This window comes from Ktedonobacterales bacterium (genome assembly GCA_036557285.1).
Classification (GTDB): Bacteria; Chloroflexota; Ktedonobacteria; order Ktedonobacterales; family DATBGS01; genus DATBHW01.
The window spans coordinates 62,798-85,860 of the sequence record DATBHW010000034.1 but is presented as its reverse complement, the minus strand read 5'-3'; the positions used below and the strand labels follow the sequence as shown (position 1 = coordinate 85,860).

Here is a 23,063-nt window from a genome sequence, read left to right as displayed (position 1 = left end):
GCTGGTGGCTTCGCTGGCGGAAAGCCGCACCGGACCGAGCGGAGCGCCGCCGTCCCGGCGGCTGAACGCCTCACTGGCGACCAGGGCTGCACGTTCAGCGTTTCCACGTGCCAACGTTTGGCCGCCGGGACGGCGGCGCTACACAGGCGGCCTTCGCGCATCCTGCCAGCAAAACAACACAGCAGAGAAAATTAGGGATGACTCATGTTTGGCAAAGGGATTGTTATTATAACAACCCCCTTTCCCTGAAACTGAAGGCGTCATAGTTTGCCAGGGTCACTGCGTCGGGGCCTGCCACGCCGAGCGCGTCCAGGCTGTTTCCGTCCCTGCCGGATGCCGCGCTGCATCACATACTGTTGCAGCCAAAGCACACGCTCGATAGTCGCCGCCAGCACCCGCTCGTTTGCCTTGACCCGACCAGTCAGCCCTGCCACTTCTCCAGCCAGATCGCGCACCGCCGCCTCGATGGCCGCCAGCCGAGCCTCCAATCTATCCCCTGGACCATCCCCAGAGACACCCTCAGACTCTATCGCCTCCTCCACTGGCCGAGCCACATCCCAGAAGGCGCGATACAATGCTTGCACAGCCTGTGTCTGGATAATGAGAACGCGGGCGCGCCTGACCGTATCCAGACGGTTGGCCTGAATGCCAACCACCCAGAGAGGAATAACCCACGCGAGTAGCACATCCATCTCTTGCAATCCGCCAGCAGTCGCCAGGGTGACTGATGCCAGAGCGACTCTTAGGCTAGATGTGCGCGCTATTCGTTTCCGTTGACTATTGGGGTTCAACTGCAAAGCACTACATAAAGACCGCAGTGTGGCCCCGATCTGGCCGTCAGATAGTTGTACTCCTTGAAGTGGAGGCAGGGTCGGAGAGACAAACACAGTGCGAACATTGAGCGCCTCAGCCATGATACATTCCTCTCACTAACAGGAGGGGTCATAATGGCCCCTCCTTGACTAAGGAAGGGCCATTATGACCCCTCCTTTCCCAGAGGTAGTTATAATAGCTACCCCTTTGCGCCAACAGGCCGCCGAAGGCAGACAACAGCCCACAAAGTTATCCCCAGATAAGGGTTATCCACAAGTATTTTGTGGATAACCCGCGCTTCCCAGGCAAAGTTATCCACAAATAGCACAAACATTTGTGAATAACTCATGTGTCCGCCCTCACCTTCTACCTGAAGGAGCAGTCATATTCCTTATGGACACCTCCCCAAACCAAACGGCCACCCCCTGACCGCGCTGGCCTGTCAGGAGATGGCCGCTGAAAGACTCCCATCACCCGGATGATAGAATGCCTCCAGCCCCATCTCTGGCTTTTCCAGGCATGGGGTCAGCGACGACGCCAGTCCATTACTGGCGTCGTCGCATCGTCAAGATTGCATTGTCAATGTGCGCCGCTCGATAGCCTCCGAATACTCACCACAGCATACCTGGCTGCCGCCCCTCCTGTCAAGCCTCAAAGCAACGCAACGTCACCCACGCCAGGGACTCGGCGGCCAGCGTCAGCGCCGCGCTCGCGGGCTGAGGAGCAGTTTCAACTGTTCCCCTGTTCGAGCCAGCGTTTGACATTCTGGCCCACCCTCAGTATCATAGAGAATGGGCGAAAAGACCTCCAGGGGAGCGCCTCTTCGCCCACGACAGAAGGAGCAGCAGCTATGGTAACGTATGAAGACGTGACACAACTGTTTCTGCGGGCAATGGAAAATGTCGGACTGGCAACCCATCCAGAGCATTGGACCAACAACACCACCCTGGAGCGCGAGTTCGCCTGCACCTGCCACACCGGCACCTGCGAAGAAGCCGAAAATCGCAGCACCGTCACCATCTCCTTCACCTGGAGTCCCCTCGATACCGTCTTGAGCCTGGAGGGCGCCGTAGGCATCTGTGATTTCTTCCACGAGCCAGATGACACCTGCCCCCATCTGCATACCGATGAAGTTCCGCCGCTGGCGCTCGAACTCGCCTATAACCTCAATATCACCGCCGTCCCACTCACCGATGTCAACATGCAGCAGCTCATCCGCACGCTCAAACTGCGCGCCAGCGAACACAGCAGCCGCGCCACCGAAACCCGCCCCAGCGTCGCCCTCGTTCTTGGCGATGGCGGCCTGCAAGCCGAGGCGCTCACCCTGCAACAGCGCGTCGAAATCCCCCTCTGGCACCCCGAAGGCATGGCTGGCCTGCGCGACCTCCAGGAAGACGAAGCCCTCAACGGCCACAGCCCCTCGCCCGGCCAGCGTCGTCGCCGCCGCCGCGACGACGACGACGACAGCCTGCCCGCCGAGCCGCACCCCGAAGAATGGCTGCCCGGACTCCTTGCCGACGTTGCTGGCGACATCAACCGCGTGCTGGCCGCCCTTGACGCCGCCCGCCCCGTCAGCCGTCCCAGCGACCCCGCAGACACCCCATCCGAAAACTAGCCAGCCACACAATAACAGAGGGCGCAGATGAAGAGTATCTGCGCCCTCTGCCGCCTGTACCGCCGCCGTCCCTGGCGGCGCAACGCTGCGCTGTCATCAACGCCGCCCTTCCAGGCGAACGCCGCCTCTACCGCCGCCGTCCCTACGGGAAACGCTTCGCCAGAGCCGCTTGACCGCGCCGGGCGCAGCCATGCTCGCCTGGCCTGTCGCGTCTTCTACCGGCGCTAGCCGGGGAAATCCGCCGGGATGCCGTGTATGCCCAGCGTGAACGAAAGCTCGCCGCCGTGATGCAGGTCATGCTCCATCACATGCCAGACGACCCAGGCGCGCGCCAGGTGGACTGGTCTGCCGTCCCAGTCGTCGGGGAAGGTTTGTCGCATATCGTCGGGACTCCAGCGGGCCAGGCAATCGGCCATGCCCTGCCAGGTGCGGTCGAGAGCCTGCACTATCTCGGCGGGCGTTCGGGCGGGCGCTTCGGGAACTTCCCAACTCGCGTACTCCTTCACGTCGGCGCCAAAGTCTTCGCCCAGGGTATAGGTGAACCAGCCCGCGCGGCAGCCGATAATGTGCAGAGCATTCTCGCCGATGGAGCGCAGGTGAGGCGCGGCGCGCAGCTCAAGCTGCTCGGCGGTGAGCGGCGCGAGCGCGCCTTTGATGTGATCCTGGTACGCTTTCCAGGAGGTGTAGAAGGTCGTGAGCGTGAAGTTGTCTTCAGCCATGCAATCATATCTCCTTGTGTGGCGCGCCGCAGGGCTGGCATGCTGCCAGGCAGCTATACGCGGCGCTCTCAGGAAAAAAAACATCGCCCTCAGCCTATCACTTCCCAAGATTGATCGCCACCGCCACCGCCGCAACAACCCCAAACACAATCACAATCCCCAGGATCACCAGAAACACCCGCAGCAGCGGCGACCCGCGCTTCCCAGACCCCGCTTTGCCCTGCTGGTAAGCAGCCTGAGCATTCCCCCAGCCCGGCGCAGCGCCCGCAGGCGTGTTCGCAGGCCCAGGCGGCCCCCAGGGCTGCCCTCCGGCGGGCGGAGCATATGGCCCGGGCGGTGGATTCGCCGGACTATATGACTGTGACGGATAGCTCTGAACGGGCCTCGTCTGGGGTGTTGGCTTCTGCTGCTGCGCCGCCCGCGACGGCTGGGCAGGCGTCGGAGGCAGCGGCGTTACCTGCGTCTCATAATCCGCAGGCGGCTTGCCCTGATGCGGCAGCGCAACCGGCGGCAGATGCACCGTCGGCTCATCCTCAATATGCTTATCCCCTTGCTTGCGCTGCTCCAACTTCTTCAGCACCTCGCTGTACGCGCGAGCAAACTCCATCACCGACGGCCAGCGGTCCTGCGCCTTCTTGCGCATCGCCCGCAAAATCACCTGCTCGATCTCCACCGGAATCGCCGGATTGAAACGCCTCGGCGGCGGCGGCTCATCGTGCAAATGATTCAGCGCCACCTCCGCCACCGCGCCCGTAAACGGCAGCCGACCTGCCAGCATCTCATACGCCATCACCCCCAGCGCGTATTGATCGCTCGCAGGGACCGGATGCCCCTCGATCTGCTCCGGCGCCACGTAATCGGCGGTACCCACCGCCAGCGTATTCGTATTGGACTCTGGATTATACTCCTTCACCAGCCCAAAATCCGCCAGAAACAACTCCAGCATCCCATCGCGGCCCACCCGCACCAGAAAGTTCTCCGGCTTCACATCGCGGTGAATAATATTGTGCTGGTGGGCATATTGCAGCGCCGAAGCCGCCTGGAAAATTAACGGAGCCGCCTGCGTCGGCGTCAGCGGCAAATGCAACCGGCGTTTCGAGCCGCCAGGCCGCATCGCATCGAAAAGCGACCCATCGGGCATCAGCGGCATCACCAGATACATCAGTTCATTCTCAATACCGAACTCATGCACCTGCAAAATATTCGGATGCTCCAGCGCCGCAATCGCCCGCGCCTCCAGCTTAAAACGCTCCGGCGCATCTGCCAGCATCGGCGCGTTCCCATCCTCAGACGAGCCGCCGCGCGGCGGGCGCACCACCTTCACAGCAACCTCGCGCCCCAGCCGCACCTGCTCCCCCAGATACACCTGACCCATCCCGCCTGCCCCCAGGCGCTTGATAATCCGGCAGCCACCCAATATCTGCCCCTCCAGTCCCGCCATAGAAGCCTCCTCCCGGCGCTCTCCTTCGAGAACACCAACGTTCCTGCCCATGCAGCAAAACCAGTATTCGTCGCCGCAAGTATAACATGCCGATGGCCGCCTGGTCGAATCGGGTCATCACTCCCCACTTCCATTATAGACCTGCTGGAAAGCCCCCCATCCCACTTGATAGATTTTTCTTTTTGCTTGCTGCTTCTTCTATTATAGTAATTTATATAACTATATAAATACATAGTAGTAGTAGGGCTGTGGATAATGGGGATAACTTTGTAATTGGATCACTCCCCAATTTAGGCGACCCGCCTTCAGCCTGCCTTGATAGCTTACGAGCAAGCTGGTGGATACCTCCAAAGTTATCCCCAACCAGCCCCAAAATCTGTGGATAAACCTGTGGATAACTGTACTCCCACTCACATCCCCTGCAAAAGTTATCCACAATTTCTCAACCCCATTGGGGATAAACTGCCACTTTATCCCCAGGTTATCCCCAAAGTTACCAACACTCAGCCGTAAGACCAAAAAAAGTTATCCACATATCCACACAAGCAAACGGCGAAAGCCAAAGTTATCCACACCACATCGAGTTATCCACATTTTCTCCACACACTTATCCCCAAAGTTATCCACACAACCGTCCAGGCATGCGAAAAGTTATCCACATATCCACACAGGCAGGCAGTAATGAGCAGAGTTATCCAAGTTATCCACATTTTCTCCACACACTTATCCCCAAAGTTATCCACACAAACAACCGGTGAATGTTGAAAGTTATCCACATATCCACACAGGCAGGCAGTAATGAGCAGAGTTATCCAAGTTATCCACATTTTCTCCACACACTTATCCCCAAAGTTATCCACACAAACGAACAGTAAAACCTGCCGCGCACCCAAACTCAGCAGTAAGACCAGTGGCAATCATCCAGGGACTCAATATCTTGTGGTCAAAACTCCCTTATCCACAATCTGTAGGGGTTATCCACAAAGTTATCCACAATTAGCTTGCTTTTCGGTTGAGATTTCGCCCTTTTCGGTGGAGAAAACGCAACCCGCCTGCTGCCTCCTCGCCTGCCTGTAATAACACTCGCCCGCTTCCAGGCGCTGCGGCCAGAGAAGCGGGCGACAGAATAGAAGCCTCCCTAATTATTCGGACACACGTTCGTCCCGACTTCAGCCGCAATCGCCTTCAGAGGCGTCGGCCCGAAGTCCCGCGAGTCCCGGCTTTCCGGGCGGTTATCGCCCATCAGAAAATACTGATCGGCTGCCAGCGTCACTTCCTGCGGCTGCTGCGTGCCGCGATGCAGCACAAACGGCTCGGTGAGCAGCGTCCCGTTAATGAACGTCTGCGTCTCGCTCAGCCGCACCGTCTCGCCGGGCAGGCCAATGACGCGCAGCGCCTCCTGCTGGCCGCTGTTGGGCGGCTCCTGCGCAATCACAATCTGGCCGCGCTTTGGTTTGGCCGAAGCATACGCCTGCGTATCAATCACCACAAGCTGCCCCTCGTTATACGTCGGCTCCATCGCAGCGTTCGGGATCGTAAAGCTCTGGCACGCCGCCGGGCCAGTCAGATTGCACCCCCCCAGCGCGCTCAGCGCCAGCAAAACAAGCAGGCAGACGATGAACCTATGACGCCCGCTCATCAGACCTTGCTGACCTCTCTCAGCACCCCATCCAGCAGACCAAGCCCCTCGTCAATCTCAGCGCGGCTCAGGATCAGCGGCGGAATCATGCGGAGCGTCGTGTTTCCAACGTTATTGAGCAGCAGGCCACGCTCCAGAGCAGCCTTCACAATGGCCGGAGCCAGATCGCCCTGCACGTCCAGCGCGTTCATCAGGCCAATCGCCCGCACCTCCGTGATAAAGGGATAGGTTTCCTTGAGCGCCAGCAGCCTGCCCTTCAGATAGTCACCCTGCGCCGCCGCATTCTCCACCAGATGAAACTCATCAATGGCCCGAATCGTCGCCACCCCCGCCGCGCTCGCCAGCGGATTCCCCCCAAACGTCGTGCCGTGATCCCCCGGCCCAAACAGATCGGCTCGCGGCGCGGCCAGCATCGCTCCAATCGGCACGCCGCCCGCCAGGCCCTTTGCCATCGTCACAATATCGGGCTGAATGCCGTAATGCTCCCAGCTAAAGAACTTGCCCGTTCGGCCCATCCCCGCCTGCACCTCATCGGCAATCATCACCAGATTCTGCTCGTCGCACCACGCGCGCACCCCTTGCAGATAGCCCGTATCGGCGGGGAAAATGCCGCCCTCGCCCTGCACCGGCTCGATCAGCACCCCAACCGTCTTCGCGCTCGTCGCCGCCTTCAGCGCATCCAGATCGTTGAAATCAACCTGCTTGAAGCCATCCGCCAGCGGAACCCACGTCTCCTGATATTTCGCCTGCCCCGTCGCCGAAGTCGTCGCCAGCGTGCGCCCGTGAAAGCTGCGGTTCATGCTGATGATCTCATACGCCCCGTTGCGATGCAGCCGCCCAAACTTACGCGCCAGCTTGATCGCCCCCTCGTTGGCCTCCGCGCCGCTGTTAGAAAAGAACGCCCGCATCCCGCCGCTCTTGTGATACAGCAGTTCCGCCAGTTCCACCTGGCGCGTATTCACATACAGGTTCGAGACATGAATCAATTGTTTCGCCTGGTCGCACACCGCGTTGACCACCGCCGGGTGACAGTGGCCCAGGATATTCACCGCGATGCCCGCCACAAAATCAAGATAGGAGCGTCCGTCGGCGTCCCAGACGCGCGCGCCCTCGCCGCGCACAAAAGCCACCGGCTGGCGCGTAAACGTCCCCTGATAATACTGCTTTTCCAGCGCAAACCAATCGCGCTGCTCCGTCTGTGGTTTCGTGGGTGTTGCCATAACACATCTTTCTCTTTCTGCACAACATAGAGAAGCGGCGGCGCCGTTGTCGCCCATCTCTCTCAGCCCATTGTACACCTGCTGGCGCTCCACCCGCAACCCGCCCCGGCGGCCACTTGTAGCGCCGCCTCTCTTCGGGAAGGGCTTCGCCAGAGCCGCTTGACCGCCCCTTTGGGGAGCGGCCCTTGCGGGAACCAGGTTCCCGCATTCTCCCTCGCTGCGCTCGGTCGCGGGCCACTGCTGGGCGCGGCCATGCTCGCTCGGCTGCGCCTCGCTCGCGCGTCCCTTCCTGGCGGCGCAACCGCTGCCTTACCACAGACGCCGCCCTTCCAGGCGCACGCCACTTGTAGCGCCGCCTTCCAGGCGGCTCACCGCCGCGCCCGCGCGCCCGCCGCCCCTTCGGGAAGAGACAACGGCGCTGCAAGTAACACGTCTCGCCTGCCAACACCGCATGTGTGGCGGAACCACTTCTTCACCAGGCTTGACTTCTGCGCAATCAGCCGGTATACTCTACTCAGCATCCCCAACCAACCGCGCCGCGCACCTTCACAACTCAACGAACCGACGTAGCGCCGCCAGCACGATTGACTGGCAGCGCCACTCACCCCACTCCTGAACAAAGGCAGGGCATGGGGCTGGGAGCATTCTATCACTCGATAGAGTTTACCCTCTCAGCGGCCATCTCCTGACCACCCAGGCGAACAGCCTATCGCCTGGCCCGCGTATCAGGGGGATGGCCGTTGCGCTTCCAACGCCGCCTGCGCGAGATCACTGGGAAACTCGCAGAGAGTGCAAAGGGGGTTGCATAACGCAGGCCCCTTTGCCAAAGGGGTTGGTGTTATACCAACCCCTTTAGCAAAGGGGTTGGTATAACACCAACCCCTTTCGTTGGAAGTCGTTGATAGCATACTGGAAGGAGCAAACCATGTCTGACATTTTGCTAGCCCAGGTATCACTCCCTGGATGTATTTATCCCATGCAGGCAGTCCAATTGCCCGATGGAAGCAGGGGGGCAACAGTGCGCTCTATCTGCCTGGCTCTTTCGCTCGATTACCCTGGACAATATCAACGCATTCGCCGCACTCCCAGCCTCATGGAAGCCCTTCATACGATCACCTTAGATACCACTGGCGGACCCCAAGAGGCTGACGTACTGCCAGGCTGGTGCATTACTATCTGGCTAGCTGGGATACAACTCAAACGTCTTCCCGCTTCAAAGCGAGCATTGATACGTTTCGTGCAACAAAAAGTTGTCCTGCTTATAGAGAACGCCTTTACCAGCCGTAAGGCTGCCCCATCTGCCCCTGCCTCTGAACCACCTCCAGGTGTCGTGAACCAGATTAGAGAAGGGTTTTCACTGCTTACCGAGAGCTTCATCAGACTAGCAACTGAACACCAAGACCTCGAAGAGCGCGTCACCACGCTGGAAGGCGGGCCAGCACGGCACGCCATGATCGCCTTCTCTCCGCAGCGCCTGGCGCATCTCTATCTACTGGCGCGCCAGCTACGCGCCAGCCAGGGCCTGCCCATCGGTGAAACGCTGGCCGGGCTGGCCGACCACTTCGAGGTGGAGGACATTTCCGACCTGCCCGATAGCGCCTGGCCTGCCGTCCTCACCTGGTTCGACAGTCTGCGCTAGCATAGCAACCCGCCCCGTCCCGTCGCCGTCCCTTGCGGGGCGCGTGTACCGCTGCCGTCCCTGGCGGCGCTACAGGTGGCTATGCCCCACACTTCTGCTCATCCGCGCAGCCCACGATCAGGGCATACCAGAGTATATCGCCAGTGGCGCGCAGTTTATATGATTCTATATGAGTGGCTGAAGGATACTGTATTTTGATGAGCTTTGCCCGCCCATCGCATGGGGGCATGCTGATCGTTCCAATGTCAGGCTCAAACTGAATGGAACTGCGGCCTGGCCCAAAACAGCCAAACACGATCCCCCATGTTTTCGCCTCAAGCGGCTGCCCAGTACCATCCAGGAATATTGGCACGCCATAAGCTTCGACGTTACCTCTGCCAGCATCGCCGATGCCTTCAAGCCATTCTGGGCCTGGCTTGGTAGGCTGTATCACGGCTTGCGCCACTTGCAGCGCCCAGTGCGTATCGCTGCTGGCGATTACCTGGAGGGTAACGATCTGAAAGGTCAAAAAATCAAAGTGGACATCTTGCGGGGAAAGCAGCGCGCTAGAATCAGATGTACATGGCCCTCCACCAAAATCACCGGATAGTTGCCCGACAGCGAGGATTCTCACGCTGTCGCTTCCTGTACAGGTAAAGGAGGTTCCCCACAGATAGGGGAGAGTGAGGTCTGGCGTAGTAAATGTCTTGCTCCCTACCCCGCTGAACACCGCGATCTCTGCCCAGCCAGATCGAAGTGTAAATGTGCTTCCCTGGCCCCGATTCAGTAACACAGCCACCAGCGAGCCAACCAGCGCCGTCAGCAGCAGCGCCGCCGCGATGGCGCTCAGCCCCTGGGGCCAGATTCTCCGCCTGGCGGGCGCCAGCGGCCCTGGCGCCCGCGCGCTCGTGGCTTCTGGCAGCGAGCGCAGTTGGCTGCCTGCGCCATCGTAAACGCCATCGGCCTCTCCCTGAACCTCTGGCCCTGTCGCAATGTCAGCCGCCAGCGGGGCCAGCGGCGGCAGCGCCGGGCGCGGCAGCGCGCGCAGGCGCGTCATCAGCATCCGATAATCGGCATACGTGGCCGCGCAGCCGGGGCATGCAGCAAGGTGCGTCTTCAGCGCCGCGTATTCCTCTGGCGCAAGGTCTGCTGGCTTCAGGGCAAGCTTTTCCGCCCACTCCATACAAGGTAACAGGTTAGTCATGGCTCTTGCCCTTTCTTGTGGGATGCTCTTGCTCGGCTGCCAGCCGCAGATACGTCTGGCGCAGTTCCGCCAGCCCACGACTCACATAGTTGCTCACTGAGGACGCCTTGATGCCCAATCGCTCGGCAATCTGCGGCTGTGGCAGGTCTTCCACCACGTATAAGATCAGGCATGCCCGATACATCACCGAAACACGCGCCAGTGCTTGCTTGAGCAGTTCAGACTCCTCCACCTGCTGCTCCGGTCCAGCTTTGCTCATCGTCTCCGTCCCCCCGCGCGCCGCGTACTCCTCCCAGGGCAGCCAGTGGATGAGCCGCGCGCGGCGCTGAAAGTCACGCGCCATATTCGTGGCGATGCGATAGAGCCAGCTCAGAAAGCGCGCGTCATCGCGCAAGCCTGACAACCCCTGCCAGGCTTTCAGAAACGTCTCCTGGGTCAGTTCGTGGCTCACCTCATCGTTGCCCACCATCCGAACCAGAAACAGCCCGATGCGCTCGTAATAGCGTTGGCACAACTCGTCAAAGGCCCGCGAGTCTCCCCGGCGCGCCTGCGCGACCAGTTCGCTGTCCGTGGGCAATCTGTTGGCCTCCGGTGACATTGGGTCTTGCGCCGAGCGCGACATCAGCGGCTCCTCGTCAGGCTTCTTTCTTCTCTGTCATAGAGACGAAGGAGGCCGCTGCATTCTGGCAGCACCCGCGTGCAGAACAGAGACGCCAAAGGGCTAGCGCCAGCCCTGGCCCACTTCCTGCAAGACCAGCGGGTAGCAGTTGGTCAAGCGACAAGGAGATGCGCCATGCAATGCAAAGAAAGGCTGGAGGACTACCTCCACAAGCAGCAGGTTCCCTTCCAGGTGCAGCAGCACCCAAGAGTCTTCACCGCTCAGGATGTCGCTGCCACCGAGCATATCCCTGGGAAACTCGTCGCCAAAGTCGTCATCGTCTTCGCCGATAACAAGATGATCATGCTGGCCTTGCCCGCCCCCTACCGCGTCAATTTCGCCCACCTCAGCCAGTCCCTGGGGGCCAGCAACGTCCGTCTGGCCGATGAAATAGAACTCGGCGCGGCCTTCCCCGATTGCGAGGTCGGCGCCATGCCCCCCTTCGGCAACCTGTATAACCTGCCTGTCTACGTCGAAAAGCGCCTGGCCGAAGACGACACCATCGTCTTCCCCCTTGGCACACACACCGAAACCATGCGCCTCAAATACACCGACTTCGAGCGGCTGGTCAACCCCACCCTGGCCGAGTTTGCCCACCCCGCTCAGGAAGCCCTCCGCTAGCCTGCTCATACCCCCGCCAGAGACGGCGGCCAGCCGCCTGTAGCGCCGCCGTCCCTGGCGGCTAGCCGCTGCGCCTGGGCGAACGTCTGCCCTGGAAGGCGAGCGTTCCGGTAGCCCGACGATGAGCCGCCTGGAAGGCAGCGGTACCAGTGGCCGCCAGGGACGGCGGCCCCTTGCCTGTAGCGCCGCCGTCTCGGCGGCTGGACGCTGGCCTGCTGGCGTCGTTCGCACTGGAGGGCGCACGCTCGCCCAGGCGCAGCGGTGGCCGCCCTTCCAGGCGCACGCCACTTGTAGCGCCGCCTTCCAGGCGGCCCACCGCTGCGCCAGCGCGCACGCCGTTCCTCTGAACGGAACGCCGCGCTTACCTGGGCGGGGAGCCTGTACCGCCGCCGTCCCTGGCGGCGCACCGCTGCGCCAACATCATCGCTGGCTTTCGCCTTGAACGCTGCATATCTCTCGGCCCCCACCACTAGCATATTGGTACTGTCTTTGCTGATAGAGATTGACGGCTTGCCATCGCACAGGCTATACACTCAAGAGGTGGGTGAGACGTTTTGTGTGGATGTGGGGTCTTGCATAGAGAAGGGTTTTTCCTGACATGCTCCAATCCTCCCTTCAGTCGCCCGGATCACCGCTTGCTTTGACCAATCGCGCAGGATCACGCCTGAGCGATTGGCGCGGCCCCACGCCATCCCCGCTTGCCAGTCTGCTCGCCAGACTCTGGCGACCCCTCCTCTGGTTCTGGCTCACCCTGCTCTCAAGCTGGCTGGCGTCCAGTTTTGTCACCCTCCTCCTCACCGCAGGCCAGCGTGGCACGCCGCAGCTAGCGATCATTCAGCTTGCCCTCGCTCAGCCCTGGCTGCTCGCCTCGGTCCTGGGGCTGATCGCCCTGCTCACCCCCACCGCATACCTGGCGCATCGCGCCCAGCAGCCAGGCTCGCCCTATCGCCCCCGCCGCATCGAAACCCTGGCTGCCCGCGCCGCGCAGGTCATCCCAGGCTATCTCCAGCAGTTCTATCTCTATCGTGTCGCCGACGCCGAAGCCCGCGAAGCCTTGCGCGCCGCCGCTCGCCGGACCAGCGACCAGGAACCCTTTGGTATCTGTGTCCTGGGTCCGGCCATGATGGGCAAAACCCGCCTCTCCTGGGAGGCCATGCAGGCCGAACTCGCCGACTGGACGCTGGTGCGCTGGCCCTACGAAGGCCCGCTCCCTTTTGATGTCGCCTCCCTGCGCGGTGAGCGCGTCATCTTCTGGCTCGATGACCTGGCAAAATACGCTCACCTCAGCCTCGCCCCCACCCTGAACGACCTGCCCCGCCGTCTGCGCGCGGCTGGCGTACCGTTTGTGGTCGTCGCCACCTGCCGCGATGGCGAAGAAGCCAGGCGAGCCGCCACACATCTTAGCCCCTTGCTGGCGCACCTCGTACCCATTCGTCCGGCAGAAATTGGCGAAAATGAGATAGCCTGGCACGCCGCCGCCCTCCAATATCACGGCATCAAGCTGCGCACCGACCAATTCAACGGCGCCCCTGGTTCGGTCATACTGGAGGCCGCCCGCATGGCCTCTGAACGCTACCCCGCGCTCTCCAAAAACGCTCAGCGTATCTTGCGCGCCATGAAGCTCCTGCGCTCCGCTGGCGTCTACAGCTATCCTGAATCGCGCCTGCGCGCAACCGTAGAGGATGTCTTCCGCCTGGAGCCGCGCGAGTGGCGGCGCGCCCGCAATGCCCTCGTGCGCGCGGGCTTCATCTACCTGGAGCCTGCCCCCTCCGGCAAAGGCTCTACCCTGGCCCCCGTCGCCGATGTCTACCTCGATGAAGCCGTACCCGACTACGCCCCCCTGGGCAACGACATCAGCGATGGCTGGCGCGAACTCGAAAAGAGCCTGACACAACATCACGACGCCGAAGCTCTCAGGAACCTGGGCCTCGCCTTTCTGGAGCGGCGCATCGGCAGCGCCCTCCTCAACAAGCAGCATGCCGAAGCCTGCTTTCGCGCCGCCCTGCACGCCTACCGCCAGCAAAGCGCCCACGCCGCCTGGGCCATCACCCAGAGCCATCTCGCGCTGACCCACTGGCATCAGGCCCAGGCAGCCCAGCCAGCGGAGCGCGGCGTACTATTGGCGCAGGCCGTGACCGCCTATCGTCTATCTCTGCGCGTCGGCCAGTGGGAGAACATCCCTCTCTACTGTGCCATGACCCAGCAGCACCTTGGCGCGGCGCTCAGCCAGCAAGCCACGCTCACCGAAGGGGATGAGCGCCTGACCCTCCACGCCCAGGCCGTCGAAGCGTTGTCGGATGCGCACACCCTCTATCAGCGTTCCATGACCTGGGATGCCGCAGCCCGCACACAGGAAGATCTCGGCGTGGCGTTGACCGAACAGGCCCATATCGCCGAAGGCCAGGCCCGCGCCGCGCTGCTCTGCCAGGCAATAGCCGCCTATCGCGCCGCGCAAACGATATATACCCAGGAAGCGCCTCGCGCCAACTGGGCGCGCGTCCAGAACAATCTTGGTATCGCCCTCATGCAGCAGGCCGAACTGGCCGAAGGCGAAGCCCGCGCCGCCCTCTTGTGCGAAGCCCGCGCCGCCCATGAAGCCGCCTTGGAAGTCTACACCCCCGCAGGCACGCCGAGGGGCTGGGCCAGCGCGCAGAGCAACCTCGGCAACGTCTGCCGCCATCAGGCCGAATGCGCCGACGACACCGAAAGAGCCGCCCTGCTGGCGCAGGCCGTCGCTGCCTATCGCCTGGCCCTCAAAGTCTCCACCCGCCAGGACACCCCCGAAGCCTGGGCCATGACCCAGAACAACCTCGGCAACGCCCTCAGCGACCAGGCCGAACTCGCCCAGGGAAGCGCGCGGCTCACCCTGCTCAGCCAGGCCGCCTCCGCGCATCAAGCCGCGCTCACCGTCTATACGCGAACCTATCTCCCCGTAGAATGGGCGGGTACACACCTCAATCTGGCCCAGGTCTACTTCGCTCGCGCCCTCGTCCTCAAAGGCACGCATAAAGTCAAACGCCAGACGTTCAGCAGAGCACAGGACGCCATCATCGAGGCGCTCTCCGTCTTCAGCCCCGACACCGCCCCCACCTACCACGAAGCAGCCATCCAACTCTACGACGACATCGAGGAGCAATTGGCAGGCGGTGCCCTTTAGAGTCGGTTGGTGAGTTTGTTATACTCCTGGTGAGTACCTACCCAAAACCAGTTCATTGTATCGCCCTCCAGAAAGCCTACCGCGCGGTAGTGGTTTCCGATGCGTGCAGAGTAGAGGCTGGGGTCAGAGGGACTAATACGTTTGATTCGTAGGCTGCTGTGGCGAGGATTCTCTTTGAAAAGCCGATAGGCAGCGCGAGTCTGACGCTGGGCGTCAGCAGGCAGTACACGAAAAAGTTTTAGGAAATCCTCGGTGATACTGGATTTCAAGGAATCTCATCCAGGTCATAGATGTTGCCTGCTGCGACCTGCTCTTGCGCCCTTGCCTTCAGCTTTGCCAGCAGCGCCTGAGATTCTGGAGTGCTAACCATTGCCTCCCACTCGCGCTCTTCCTCAAGCTCCTTGAGAATATCTTTAATCCGTACAGCTACCTCATCCTGTAGCGCAGGGTCAAGCTGCTGTATCTCTTCCATGATCTGCCTGAGAGCTTCAGTCATAGTTTTCCTCCTCCCTGTGTATGCTACTCCATTCAAGTATACCGCATGAAATGGCATCGTGTGACGCCGCCAGTGGTCAGGATTGACCCTATCTCTCACTCCGACGCAAATTCGGTAATCGCCCCCGCAATCAGCCCCACAACCAACCCGATCACCATCGCCAGCACCGTCAGAATCAAAACGCCCACTATATCCCCAATAATCTCGCCAATCGCCTGCCCAATCGCCTGCCCAAAATCTGTAGACTGCGAGCTTGATGATCTCGTGGGGGAACGGCTTGCCAGCCAGATAAAGCCAATGGTGAGGCCAGGCGCTACCCCCCCAAGCAACCCGATGCCCCCCTTAACAAACGCGCGGATCGTGCGAACGAAGTTGAGCGGCCCCTGCCGCCTGGCGCTCCTGGCGCGCTTTTCTACCCAGCCCAGGCCAATGGAAAGCGCGCCGCACAGCAGCGCCCCGTTCGCTCCGGCCAGTGTTGCAGGTCCGACACCACTCTTGCCGAAAAACGCCAGCCCCAACAGCAACCCCAGCGTAGCCGCGAAGATAGCCCGTGTCACCTGCATCATCGTGCTTGCCAGGGGCGATGCCCCTTGCCTGGCCTTCTCTTCCAGAACAGCAAGGCCAAACCCGCTCGCCCCACCCAGCACCGCCCCTGCAACGCCTGCGGCCAGGGACTCTCCTCCTGTCAGCGAAGCCCCAATGATCAGCCCAACGCCTTCCCCCCCAAGCACCCGCAGCGTCCCCATCGTCCCGGCGGCCACGCGCCGCGCCCGGCCCTTGCGCTGTGTTGGCTTCGGCGGCGCCAATACCCCTGGCTGCCCGCCGGGCGGCATCTGAACAGGCGCCCGTCCCGGCTCAGCCTGTGGAGCAATAAAGGGCGGAAACTGCGTCGTCGTTTGCTGCGGCGGCAGATCGAACAGCATCCCATCCGGCGAACGCAGATACAAAACCGGCGTCCCCCATTCCAGCGTATTCTGAATGCTCAGGCTAATCGCCGTGCGCGCCACCGTCAGCGCCTCATCCACCGGCTTGCCCGCCGCCAGCGTATCGTACAGCGTGCGCGTCAGTTCGATAGCCGCCTGATCCGTAATCTCTTCCTGCATTGCCACCACCGCCGGAATCCCCCGCCGCGCCAGCATCGCCGCCGTACTGGAGAAAATATCGCGCTTGCCGCCCCGCGCGCCCTCGCAGGCGTTCAGAACCACCAGCCGCAGCGAAGCATGGTCGGCCAGCAGCCGCCCCACCTCCGTCGCCCGCAGCAAATGCGCCTGCCCCTGCTCATTTGCCAGCGCCAGCATCCCCTCATCAATACGAGCGTCGAAGCCCCCATGCCCGCTGAAATGAAAAATATGCCAGGGACCGCCCAGCATCGCCCGTTGCAGATCGCGCCACGTCTGCCCCTCCAGCCACTTCAGCCGCACCAGCCCGCGCGCCTCCAGCGGCTGAAGCGCCGCCTGCATGCGCCTCTGCTCGCGGCCAATATCCAGCGGGTCCAGATTGCCGGGGCTGGCGATCATCCCCAGGATACGCAGCGGCGGCTGCACCCTGAACCGCTGCACAGGCAGCAGCGTATCCAGCGTGCGCACCAGCGGCGTGCTGCGCGACAGACACAGGTACTCTCCCTGCCGCCCATCATACAGATATTCCCACGGCAGCGCCGCCAGTTCCGGCGCCTGAACGTGCAGCTTCACCCGCAGACCCGCCCCCCGCAGACTCGCCGCCTTCAGGCTGCTGTCGTAGCGCGAACGCAGATCGCCGCTAAAAAGCGCCTCGAACAAACGCTGCCCGAAATCCTGCACCGCCGCTTCCTCTGGCGAAGAGATGCGCCGCCGCTGCGGCCCACCAGAGCGCAGCAGCGCAATCTGCAAATCCTTCAAGCGATCCCGCAGCGCCGCCTCATCGAAAGGAAAACTCAGCGTTCCGCGCCCCTCGCCCGCTGGCGAGCGCAGCAGCGCCACCGGATAACTCAGCCCCCTGCCTGGGCCAATTGCCAGCTCAAAATCTAGATATTGCACCGCCTGCCTCCCCTTGCCGTTTGCAGCCTCCTGGCCGATCAACCTGCCTGTACCGCCGCCCTTCCAGGCGGCCACCGCTACGCCTGTACGGGCGGGGAGGCCACTTGTAGCGCCGCCTTCCAGGCGGCCACCGCCGCGCCCGCGCGCATGCCGCCCTCCCATGCCACCGCCGCCCTTCCAGGCGCACGCCACTTGTAGCGCCGCTCTATTGCTACCGCCGCCCTTCCAGGCGCACGCCACTTGTAGCGCCGCTCTATTGCTACCGCCGCCCTTCCAGGCGCACGCCACTTGTAGCGCCGCCATCTTGGCGGCTCACCGCTGCGCCCGCGCGCACGCTCGCCCTCGTCGCAACCCCCGCGTCTATGCCGCCAGGGAGCCTCCGCACGCCGACGTGTCCCACCTCATGTGTAAAACTTCATCAACCGCCTGCCTCTCAACCTGGAGGCGTCACCGTATCCGTCACAGCCAGGCTGCCAGTCTGCCCGGACTCGGAATACTTCACCGAAACTGTATACGTAATCGCTCCGGCTGAGCCTTGCATATCCTGGCACAGCGTACTGATCGGCCTGATCGTCACATTCGCCGTTTGCCCCGCAGGCACAGTTCCCCTCGCCGGACTCGCTGTTGCCCAGATATGCCCCTTTGGATCAGTCTGCGTAATCGCCGCCTGCCAGGTCGCTGAAGCCCCGCCTGAGCGGTTGTCCAGCGTCACTTGCAGCGGAGAAAGCGCAGCAGCGCCAGCGCATATCTGCGAAAAACTGGCTGGCGACACCCGAAAAACGCCTGAAGAGGGCGTAGCAGTAGCAGTAGGGGTCGCCAAAGCAGCCGACGTAGCTGTAGCAGTTGCTACGGCGCCGCCAGAATGGCCCGGCCCCGTAAACAAACTTGTCTGAGTTCCCACCGCCCCCCCAACCACCAGCAGCGCCACCAGCGCCGCCACCGCGATTCTGCCCTGCATCCCACCCCTCCTCCGCACTGGCGGCGGCGCAAAAACCCCTGTTGGCGGCGGCGCTGGTTCCACAACTCTGGCCTGCGCTCGCCGCAGCAGGCGATAGCGCAGCCCGTGCGCCACCCCGCTGCGGAGGCGCGCATCTCCCCCCTGCCTGGTCAGCTTTGTGGGCATATCAGCCAGCCTGGCGGGTTGTTCCAGTACAGAAGTGATGGCCGGATCGCGTTGAGCGATCTCCGGCGGCGCGCTCGTATCGTGAAGCGCCTTCCCTGGCGCTTCCCCCGCCAGCGGGACAATTGGCTGGCCGCAGCGCCCGCAAAAGCGCGCCGAAGCCGGAAGACGTTCGTTGCAATGCGGGCAGCGCCGCGTCAGCGCCCCCTTCTCCCCTGGCGCTGGCGTCAGCGTAATATCGTCGTCTGTGGGCGGCTGCACCCGCCCGCATGCTCGACAGATCAGCGTGGCAGGGTCCAACTCCCCCTGGCAAAAGGCACAGCGCCGCATGCGTCCCTCCCTCCCGCGTGCTCTCCACCGCATGCCCATCAGAGATTCTGTTATTAGAAGACGATTGGCCCGGCCAAATTAGCGCATCCGCCTTCACAAACCAAGCTCCCTGGCTTTTCGATGCGCTTCCTGCGCCTCAGCCGTTCTGCCCAGATGCCTGAGCGCGTTGCCCTTGTTGCGCCAGCCAAACCCATCCTTTGGATTGCAGACTATCGCCTGCTCATATGCCTGCAACGCTGCCGCGTAGCTTCCCAACGCCTCCAGCGCCGCGCCCTTGTTGTTATACGCCAGCCCCTCCTTCGGCTGGATCGTAATCACGCTCTCATAGGCCGCCAGCGCCTGCCCGAAAAGCCCCAACTGCATCAGCACATCACCCAGCCCCTGAAGCGCGTAGCCATCCTGGGGGTCTAGCTCAATAGCCTTCTTATAGGCATCTACCGCCTCCTCAGCCCGCTCCAACTCATACAGCACATCCCCCGTATTGCGCCAGGCGACCCCATAGTCAGGCTTCAGCCTGATCGCTTCGTTATACGCCGCCAGCGCCTCGTCTGGCCGCTTCAGGTCCAGCAGCACACAGCCCTTGTTGTTATAGTAGAGCGCGGCGTCGTCAGGGTCGGGCTTCCCCCCCTCCTCCAGCTTGATCGCCTGCTCATAGGCCGCCAGTGCCTCATCAAACCGCTGCATCTCCCGCAAAACGTCACCCCTGGCATGGTGCAGCCAGGACAACCCGGGATAGACCCGAATGCCCTCTTCATACGCCGCCAGCGCCTCTTTATCTCGCCCAAGTTCTCTCAGAATGAGACCTTTCTTATAGTGCGCCGTGTGATCGTTCGGGTCTAGCTCAAGAGATCGCTCATACGCTGCCAGTGCTTCCCCATAGCGCCGGAGCGCGTAGAGCGCCGCCCCTTTCTCGGTATAGCGTTCCGCATCACCAGGATCAAGCTGTATCGCCTGCTCATACGCCGCCAGCGCCTCTTCATACCTCCTCGCGTCATAGGCCGTGTATCCCAGGTCCAGCCACTCCTCCAGCGTTTTTTGCGGCTCCTGCTCCTCCGGCAAGACCAGCCCCGGCCCAATCTGCGTCGCTTCCGGGTCGTCTTCTCTAACCAGCGCCGCTGGCGCAGCCTCGCGCGTAGTGGGCGTGATAGGAGGCGCGGGCGTCGGCGCGGGCTTGAGCCTGCCAGACGGCCTTGTCAGATTGAAGAGCATGCCATCAGGCGCGCGCATATACAGCACCGGCGTCCCCCATTCCAGCGTATTCGTCAGCCCCACACTGATCGCCGTGCGCGCCTCCGAAACCGCCGCGTCCACCGGCAGCCCATCGCTCAACGCTTCATAAAACGCGCGTGTACACTCAATTGCCGCCCGGTCTGTAATCTCTTCTTGCATCGCCAGCACCGCCGGAATGCCCCGCCGCGCCAGCGTCGCCGCGCTGCTGGAAAAAATGTCGCGCTGGCTCCCCTTCCCCCCCTCGCAGGCGTTGAGAATCACGAGCCGCAGCGCCTCGTGATTGGCAAGCATCCGCCCCAGTTCCGTCGCCCGCAGCAGATGCGCCTTGCCCTCCTCGTTTGTCAGCGCGATCACACCCTCATCAGCGTTCGGATCAAAGCCGCCATGCCCGATAAAATGGAACACATGCCAGGGTCCGCCGCGCATCGCCCGCTGCATGTCTCGCCACGTCTGCCCCGGCAGCCACTCCAGCTTCACCAGCCCAGCCGCCTCCAGGTCTTGCAGCGCCCGGCGCATCCGTTCCTGCTCGCGCTCCACATCCAGCGGGTCTAGCTCACTGGGGCTGGCGATCATCGCCAGAATACGCAGCGGCGGCTCGATCAACAGCGGCTGAATCGGTTGGGGAACTTCCAGATAGCGCACCAGCAGCGTGTGGCGCGACAAACAGAGGTAATCGGCCTGGCGCGGATCATACAAATATTCCCAGGGCAGCGCCGCCAGTTCCGGCGCTTGAATGCGCAGCCGCAGCCGCACCCCCATCCCCAGCCTGGCCGCCTCGCGTCGGCTCACATCATAGCAGCTGCGCACATCGTTGCTCAGCAGCGCCTCAAAGAGCTTCTGCCCAAACTCCTGCACCGCCTGCTCCTGTGGCGAAAGCGCCTTGCGGCGCACTCCCCCCGAACGCACCAGCACATTTTGCAGCTTGAGCAAATAGTTTTCCAGCGCCAGTTCATCAAACGGGAAACGCATCAGCGCCCGCGCCTCGCCCGCCGGTGAGCGCAGCACCGCCACCGGATACTCGCGTCCACTGCCAGGGCCAATCTCCAGATCAACATCCAGATATTGCACCGTCTGCCTCCCCCGCCGCTTGCGGCCTGCTGGTCACACCTTCTTGAGCTACAAGCCAGTGTAGCAGAACAGCGCCAGCACGTCAATCGCCCCTCCCACCACAGTTCCACCGCCTATCGGGGGCGCCACTTGTAGCGCCGCCATCCTGGCGGCTCAACGCTGCGCCAGGGCGAGCGTTCGCCCTCCAGGCCACCGTATCGGCAGGCCAACGCTGGCCGCCGGGACGGCGGCGCTACAGGTGGCCCCCGCTTTTTGGCAGAACCCCCCACCACAGTTCCACCGCCTATCAGGGGCGCCACTTGTAGCGCCGCCATCTTGGCGGCTCAACGCTGGCTGCCTGGAAGGTGGCGCTGCGAACGCTAACGTTTCCCCAGAATTTACTGATCTCTGCACAGGTTGCTAAACTCCTTCTGAATCCTAGAAATCGCAGCGTGTTCCAGAGAGCCTGGGCGTCAAAGGGACGCAGAGCTGCGGGAATGCCTCGCGGTCATGATACCAGACCACCACGGCTCCAGTCAAAGCCGCCACTCGCCTGAGATGGTCACCATCCAGGGAGCAAGCTTTCCCCCTCTTTCTGTATCAGGCTCTTGACACAAGCTGCTGTTCTGCTGTACTATATACGTGATACAGAAAGAGGGCAGGCAATGAGCTATTCGATCACTTTTGATGTCGGAACCACGATGGCTTGCCTGACCATTCCCTGGCTTGGTGATGGGCTCTTTCTCCTGCTTTGGGGGTGGCATCTGCGCCGTCGGGCTTTCACCCGGCTTCCTCGCCCGCCCCGACCAAGTGATCAGCTCTGGTGGGGGCGGCTGGGGAAGTGGGGGGCGCTCAGCCCTGCTGGCGCAGGGTGGGAGGTTTTGCAAGCGTTTACCCGGAGCTTTGATCTGCTTCTCTCATCGTTCCTGTTGGGACTAGGGCTGGTTATGCTCCTACTGCTTTTTGGAGCTGGCATCCTTGCCCTGGCGGCGGGAACCCTGGTGAGCCTGACCGCGCTGACCTCAGGGCAGTTGAGCGGCGTGATCCCTTACCTAAGCCTCTTGATTGGTGGTGGCGTGGGCTTAGCGGATGGGTTCTGGCAACTCCGAAACAGCAGCGCCAGGCGCGTGACCTATGGCGACCTCCAGCCGCGTCGGCTCGCTGATTATCGCTCAGGTGCGTTCCGCTGGCTCATGCTGGCCTTGCTCGCTCTGGTGATCGTCGAGACCAGCGTGCTTGGACCCCATATTGGGCCAGTGGTTCCCATTCGTCTCGGGCACTGGAGGTTCCTCCCGCTCCCCACCAGTTTCTGGATCCTGGGAATCCTCCCAGCGACCATGTTCCTCCTGCTGGTGGGAGGTGAAGTCCTCATGGCGTACATCGTCAGGCTTCCACGGCTGCTGGTCACGTCCGACCCCCAGACTGCCCAGCGCGCTGACAATTTCCTCCGCGCGCTCTCCATTGGCCTGGTGCAGGCGACGCTGCTGATCAGTCTAGGCTATTTGGGGGAGAATCAAGATGGGATGCTGGATGCTGGTCTTTGGCAGCAGCACTTCTGGCAGATGGGTGGCCCCCAGCCCTATCTGCCCCTCGCTGAGGTTGTAAGCCTCTTGGCATGGGTCAGCATCTCCTTGGGGTTTGTCCTTCCAGTGTGTGCTGGCCGGATTGGTGGCCGCCTTGGTGGGTGGCCCTGGCAGAAGATGCGCGTCACATGAGTACGCCTATCCTCGTGCTCGACCCCATCAGCTCCGTCCCGCCCTATGAGCAAATCGGGTCGCAGATTCGGTTGCAAATCGCCACCGGCCACCTGCTGCCGGGGGCGATGCTGCCATCGGTGCGTCAGTTGGCGCATGACCTGGGCGTGGCCCCCAATACCGTCGTTCGTGCCTACAGCGAGCTGGAAAACGAAGGCTGGGTGACTACCACGGCCCGGCGGGGCGTGTTCATCGCTTCCCCCTCGCCCACGCAAGTAGCCAAGGTGCGAGCGCAGCAGTTCGAGCAGGCGGTCATACAGCTGCTGGTGACCGCCCATCAGATGGGAGTCACCCCAGTCCAGATTCATGCAGAGATTGATCGGCTCCTCAACGCCTTTCCACCCCTCGACAGCCGCAGGTAAGCCG

At 62.2% G+C, this 23,063-nt stretch carries 20 protein-coding genes; 7 read left to right on the top strand and 13 right to left on the bottom strand.

What is annotated here, in order from left to right; genetic code table 11:
* Window positions 1–260: 260 nt before the first annotated feature.
* The gene (locus VH599_10195; GenBank protein HEY7348673.1) at window positions 261–914 is read right to left on the bottom strand and encodes a phage antirepressor N-terminal domain-containing protein; all 654 of its coding nucleotides are present in this window, start codon (window positions 912–914) and stop codon (window positions 261–263) included.
* A gap of 749 nt (window positions 915–1,663) precedes the next feature.
* Between VH599_10195 and VH599_10190 the strand changes: the two genes are divergently transcribed.
* Window positions 1,664–2,428: a hypothetical protein gene (locus VH599_10190; GenBank protein HEY7348672.1), complete on the top strand. Its 765-nt coding sequence runs from the start codon at window positions 1,664–1,666 to the stop codon at window positions 2,426–2,428.
* Between the two features lie 27 nt (window positions 2,429–2,455).
* Window positions 2,456–2,656 carry a hypothetical protein gene (locus tag VH599_10185; GenBank protein ID HEY7348671.1) on the top strand — a complete coding sequence of 67 codons (201 nt, stop codon included), beginning with the start codon at window positions 2,456–2,458 and terminating at the stop codon, window positions 2,654–2,656.
* On the opposite strand, the gene VH599_10180 is transcribed toward VH599_10185, so the two are convergent.
* The 5 genes from VH599_10180 to VH599_10160 form a co-directional block, all read right to left on the bottom strand.
* Window positions 2,653–3,147, bottom strand: a complete 495-nt coding sequence (locus VH599_10180; protein ID HEY7348670.1) for a DinB family protein — start codon at window positions 3,145–3,147, stop codon at window positions 2,653–2,655. The genes VH599_10185 and VH599_10180 overlap by 4 nt on opposite strands.
* Before the next feature lie 97 nt (window positions 3,148–3,244).
* A complete protein-coding gene (locus tag VH599_10175) occupies window positions 3,245–4,588 on the bottom strand; it encodes a serine/threonine-protein kinase (GenBank protein ID HEY7348669.1) in 1,344 nt (447 codons plus the stop codon).
* A gap of 1,138 nt (window positions 4,589–5,726) precedes the next feature.
* On the bottom strand, window positions 5,727–6,227 hold the full coding sequence (lepB, locus tag VH599_10170; GenBank protein ID HEY7348668.1) for a signal peptidase I: 501 nt from the start codon (window positions 6,225–6,227) through the stop codon (window positions 5,727–5,729).
* On the bottom strand, window positions 6,227–7,447 hold the full coding sequence (locus VH599_10165; GenBank protein ID HEY7348667.1) for an aspartate aminotransferase family protein: 1,221 nt from the start codon (window positions 7,445–7,447) through the stop codon (window positions 6,227–6,229). Before VH599_10165 ends, lepB begins: the two co-directional genes overlap by 1 nt.
* Before the next feature lie 309 nt (window positions 7,448–7,756).
* Window positions 7,757–7,900, bottom strand: a complete 144-nt coding sequence (locus VH599_10160) for a hypothetical protein (GenBank protein HEY7348666.1) — start codon at window positions 7,898–7,900, stop codon at window positions 7,757–7,759.
* A 472-nt stretch (window positions 7,901–8,372) separates the two neighbouring features.
* Here VH599_10160 and VH599_10155 point away from each other — a divergent pair, with 472 nt between their 5' ends.
* Window positions 8,373–9,086 (top strand): phage antirepressor N-terminal domain-containing protein, encoded by a 714-nt coding sequence (locus VH599_10155; protein ID HEY7348665.1) that lies wholly within the window; start codon window positions 8,373–8,375, stop codon window positions 9,084–9,086.
* A 79-nt stretch (window positions 9,087–9,165) separates the two neighbouring features.
* Here the strand turns inward: VH599_10155 and VH599_10150 are convergent, their stop codons facing one another.
* On the bottom strand, window positions 9,166–10,269 hold the full coding sequence (locus VH599_10150; protein HEY7348664.1) for a zf-HC2 domain-containing protein: 1,104 nt from the start codon (window positions 10,267–10,269) through the stop codon (window positions 9,166–9,168).
* Complete coding sequence (locus tag VH599_10145) at window positions 10,262–10,891, bottom strand: RNA polymerase sigma factor (GenBank protein ID HEY7348663.1); 630 nt, start codon at window positions 10,889–10,891, stop codon at window positions 10,262–10,264. Before VH599_10145 ends, VH599_10150 begins: the two co-directional genes overlap by 8 nt.
* A 171-nt stretch (window positions 10,892–11,062) precedes the next feature.
* Between VH599_10145 and VH599_10140 the strand changes: the two genes are divergently transcribed.
* Window positions 11,063–11,548, top strand: a complete 486-nt coding sequence (locus VH599_10140; protein ID HEY7348662.1) for a YbaK/EbsC family protein — start codon at window positions 11,063–11,065, stop codon at window positions 11,546–11,548.
* 61 nt (window positions 11,549–11,609) lie between these two features.
* Here VH599_10140 and VH599_10135 read toward each other — a convergent pair whose 3' ends face one another.
* Window positions 11,610–11,882, bottom strand: coding sequence for a hypothetical protein (locus VH599_10135; GenBank protein HEY7348661.1), 273 nt, complete (start codon window positions 11,880–11,882; stop codon window positions 11,610–11,612).
* A 264-nt stretch (window positions 11,883–12,146) separates the two neighbouring features.
* Here VH599_10135 and VH599_10130 point away from each other — a divergent pair, with 264 nt between their 5' ends.
* Window positions 12,147–14,705 carry a hypothetical protein gene (locus tag VH599_10130; GenBank protein ID HEY7348660.1) on the top strand — a complete coding sequence of 853 codons (2,559 nt, stop codon included), beginning with the start codon at window positions 12,147–12,149 and terminating at the stop codon, window positions 14,703–14,705.
* Window positions 14,706–14,970: 265 nt separating this feature from the next.
* Here VH599_10130 and VH599_10125 read toward each other — a convergent pair whose 3' ends face one another.
* The 4 genes from VH599_10125 to VH599_10110 form a co-directional block, all read right to left on the bottom strand.
* The gene (locus VH599_10125; protein HEY7348659.1) at window positions 14,971–15,201 is read right to left on the bottom strand and encodes a hypothetical protein; all 231 of its coding nucleotides are present in this window, start codon (window positions 15,199–15,201) and stop codon (window positions 14,971–14,973) included.
* A gap of 95 nt (window positions 15,202–15,296) precedes the next feature.
* Window positions 15,297–17,378, bottom strand: coding sequence for a CHAT domain-containing protein (locus VH599_10120; protein HEY7348658.1), 2,082 nt, complete (start codon window positions 17,376–17,378; stop codon window positions 15,297–15,299).
* A gap of 271 nt (window positions 17,379–17,649) precedes the next feature.
* Window positions 17,650–18,666, bottom strand: coding sequence for a zinc ribbon domain-containing protein (locus VH599_10115; GenBank protein HEY7348657.1), 1,017 nt, complete (start codon window positions 18,664–18,666; stop codon window positions 17,650–17,652).
* A gap of 93 nt (window positions 18,667–18,759) precedes the next feature.
* Window positions 18,760–20,964, bottom strand: a complete 2,205-nt coding sequence (locus VH599_10110; GenBank protein ID HEY7348656.1) for a tetratricopeptide repeat protein — start codon at window positions 20,962–20,964, stop codon at window positions 18,760–18,762.
* Between the two features lie 644 nt (window positions 20,965–21,608).
* Here VH599_10110 and VH599_10105 point away from each other — a divergent pair.
* Both VH599_10105 and VH599_10100 read left to right on the top strand, forming a co-directional pair.
* Window positions 21,609–22,658 carry a hypothetical protein gene (locus tag VH599_10105; GenBank protein HEY7348655.1) on the top strand — a complete coding sequence of 350 codons (1,050 nt, stop codon included), beginning with the start codon at window positions 21,609–21,611 and terminating at the stop codon, window positions 22,656–22,658.
* Window positions 22,655–23,059, top strand: coding sequence for a GntR family transcriptional regulator (locus VH599_10100; protein HEY7348654.1), 405 nt, complete (start codon window positions 22,655–22,657; stop codon window positions 23,057–23,059). The genes VH599_10105 and VH599_10100 overlap by 4 nt, the downstream gene beginning before the upstream one ends.
* Window positions 23,060–23,063 lie beyond the last annotated feature (4 nt).

What these genes read in the sequence shown, in the direction of transcription:
- VH599_10195 (HEY7348673.1), bottom strand. Translation starts at nt 914, where the DNA reads ATGGCTGAGGCGCTCAATGTTCGCACTGTGTTTGTCTCTCCGACCCTG.
- VH599_10190 (HEY7348672.1), top strand. Translation starts at nt 1,664, where the DNA reads ATGGTAACGTATGAAGACGTGACACAACTGTTTCTGCGGGCAATGGAA.
- VH599_10185 (HEY7348671.1), top strand. Translation starts at nt 2,456, where the DNA reads ATGAAGAGTATCTGCGCCCTCTGCCGCCTGTACCGCCGCCGTCCCTGG.
- VH599_10180 (HEY7348670.1), bottom strand. Translation starts at nt 3,147, where the DNA reads ATGGCTGAAGACAACTTCACGCTCACGACCTTCTACACCTCCTGGAAA.
- VH599_10175 (HEY7348669.1), bottom strand. Translation starts at nt 4,588, where the DNA reads ATGGCGGGACTGGAGGGGCAGATATTGGGTGGCTGCCGGATTATCAAG.
- lepB (HEY7348668.1), bottom strand. Translation starts at nt 6,227, where the DNA reads ATGAGCGGGCGTCATAGGTTCATCGTCTGCCTGCTTGTTTTGCTGGCG.
- VH599_10165 (HEY7348667.1), bottom strand. Translation starts at nt 7,447, where the DNA reads ATGGCAACACCCACGAAACCACAGACGGAGCAGCGCGATTGGTTTGCG.
- VH599_10160 (HEY7348666.1), bottom strand. Translation starts at nt 7,900, where the DNA reads ATGCGGTGTTGGCAGGCGAGACGTGTTACTTGCAGCGCCGTTGTCTCT.
- VH599_10155 (HEY7348665.1), top strand. Translation starts at nt 8,373, where the DNA reads ATGTCTGACATTTTGCTAGCCCAGGTATCACTCCCTGGATGTATTTAT.
- VH599_10150 (HEY7348664.1), bottom strand. Translation starts at nt 10,269, where the DNA reads ATGACTAACCTGTTACCTTGTATGGAGTGGGCGGAAAAGCTTGCCCTG.
- VH599_10145 (HEY7348663.1), bottom strand. Translation starts at nt 10,891, where the DNA reads ATGTCGCGCTCGGCGCAAGACCCAATGTCACCGGAGGCCAACAGATTG.
- VH599_10140 (HEY7348662.1), top strand. Translation starts at nt 11,063, where the DNA reads ATGCAATGCAAAGAAAGGCTGGAGGACTACCTCCACAAGCAGCAGGTT.
- VH599_10130 (HEY7348660.1), top strand. Translation starts at nt 12,147, where the DNA reads ATGCTCCAATCCTCCCTTCAGTCGCCCGGATCACCGCTTGCTTTGACC.
- VH599_10125 (HEY7348659.1), bottom strand. Translation starts at nt 15,201, where the DNA reads ATGACTGAAGCTCTCAGGCAGATCATGGAAGAGATACAGCAGCTTGAC.
- VH599_10120 (HEY7348658.1), bottom strand. Translation starts at nt 17,378, where the DNA reads ATGGGAGGGCGGCATGCGCGCGGGCGCGGCGGTGGCCGCCTGGAAGGC.
- VH599_10115 (HEY7348657.1), bottom strand. Translation starts at nt 18,666, where the DNA reads ATGCGGCGCTGTGCCTTTTGCCAGGGGGAGTTGGACCCTGCCACGCTG.
- VH599_10105 (HEY7348655.1), top strand. Translation starts at nt 21,609, where the DNA reads ATGAGCTATTCGATCACTTTTGATGTCGGAACCACGATGGCTTGCCTG.
- VH599_10100 (HEY7348654.1), top strand. Translation starts at nt 22,655, where the DNA reads ATGAGTACGCCTATCCTCGTGCTCGACCCCATCAGCTCCGTCCCGCCC.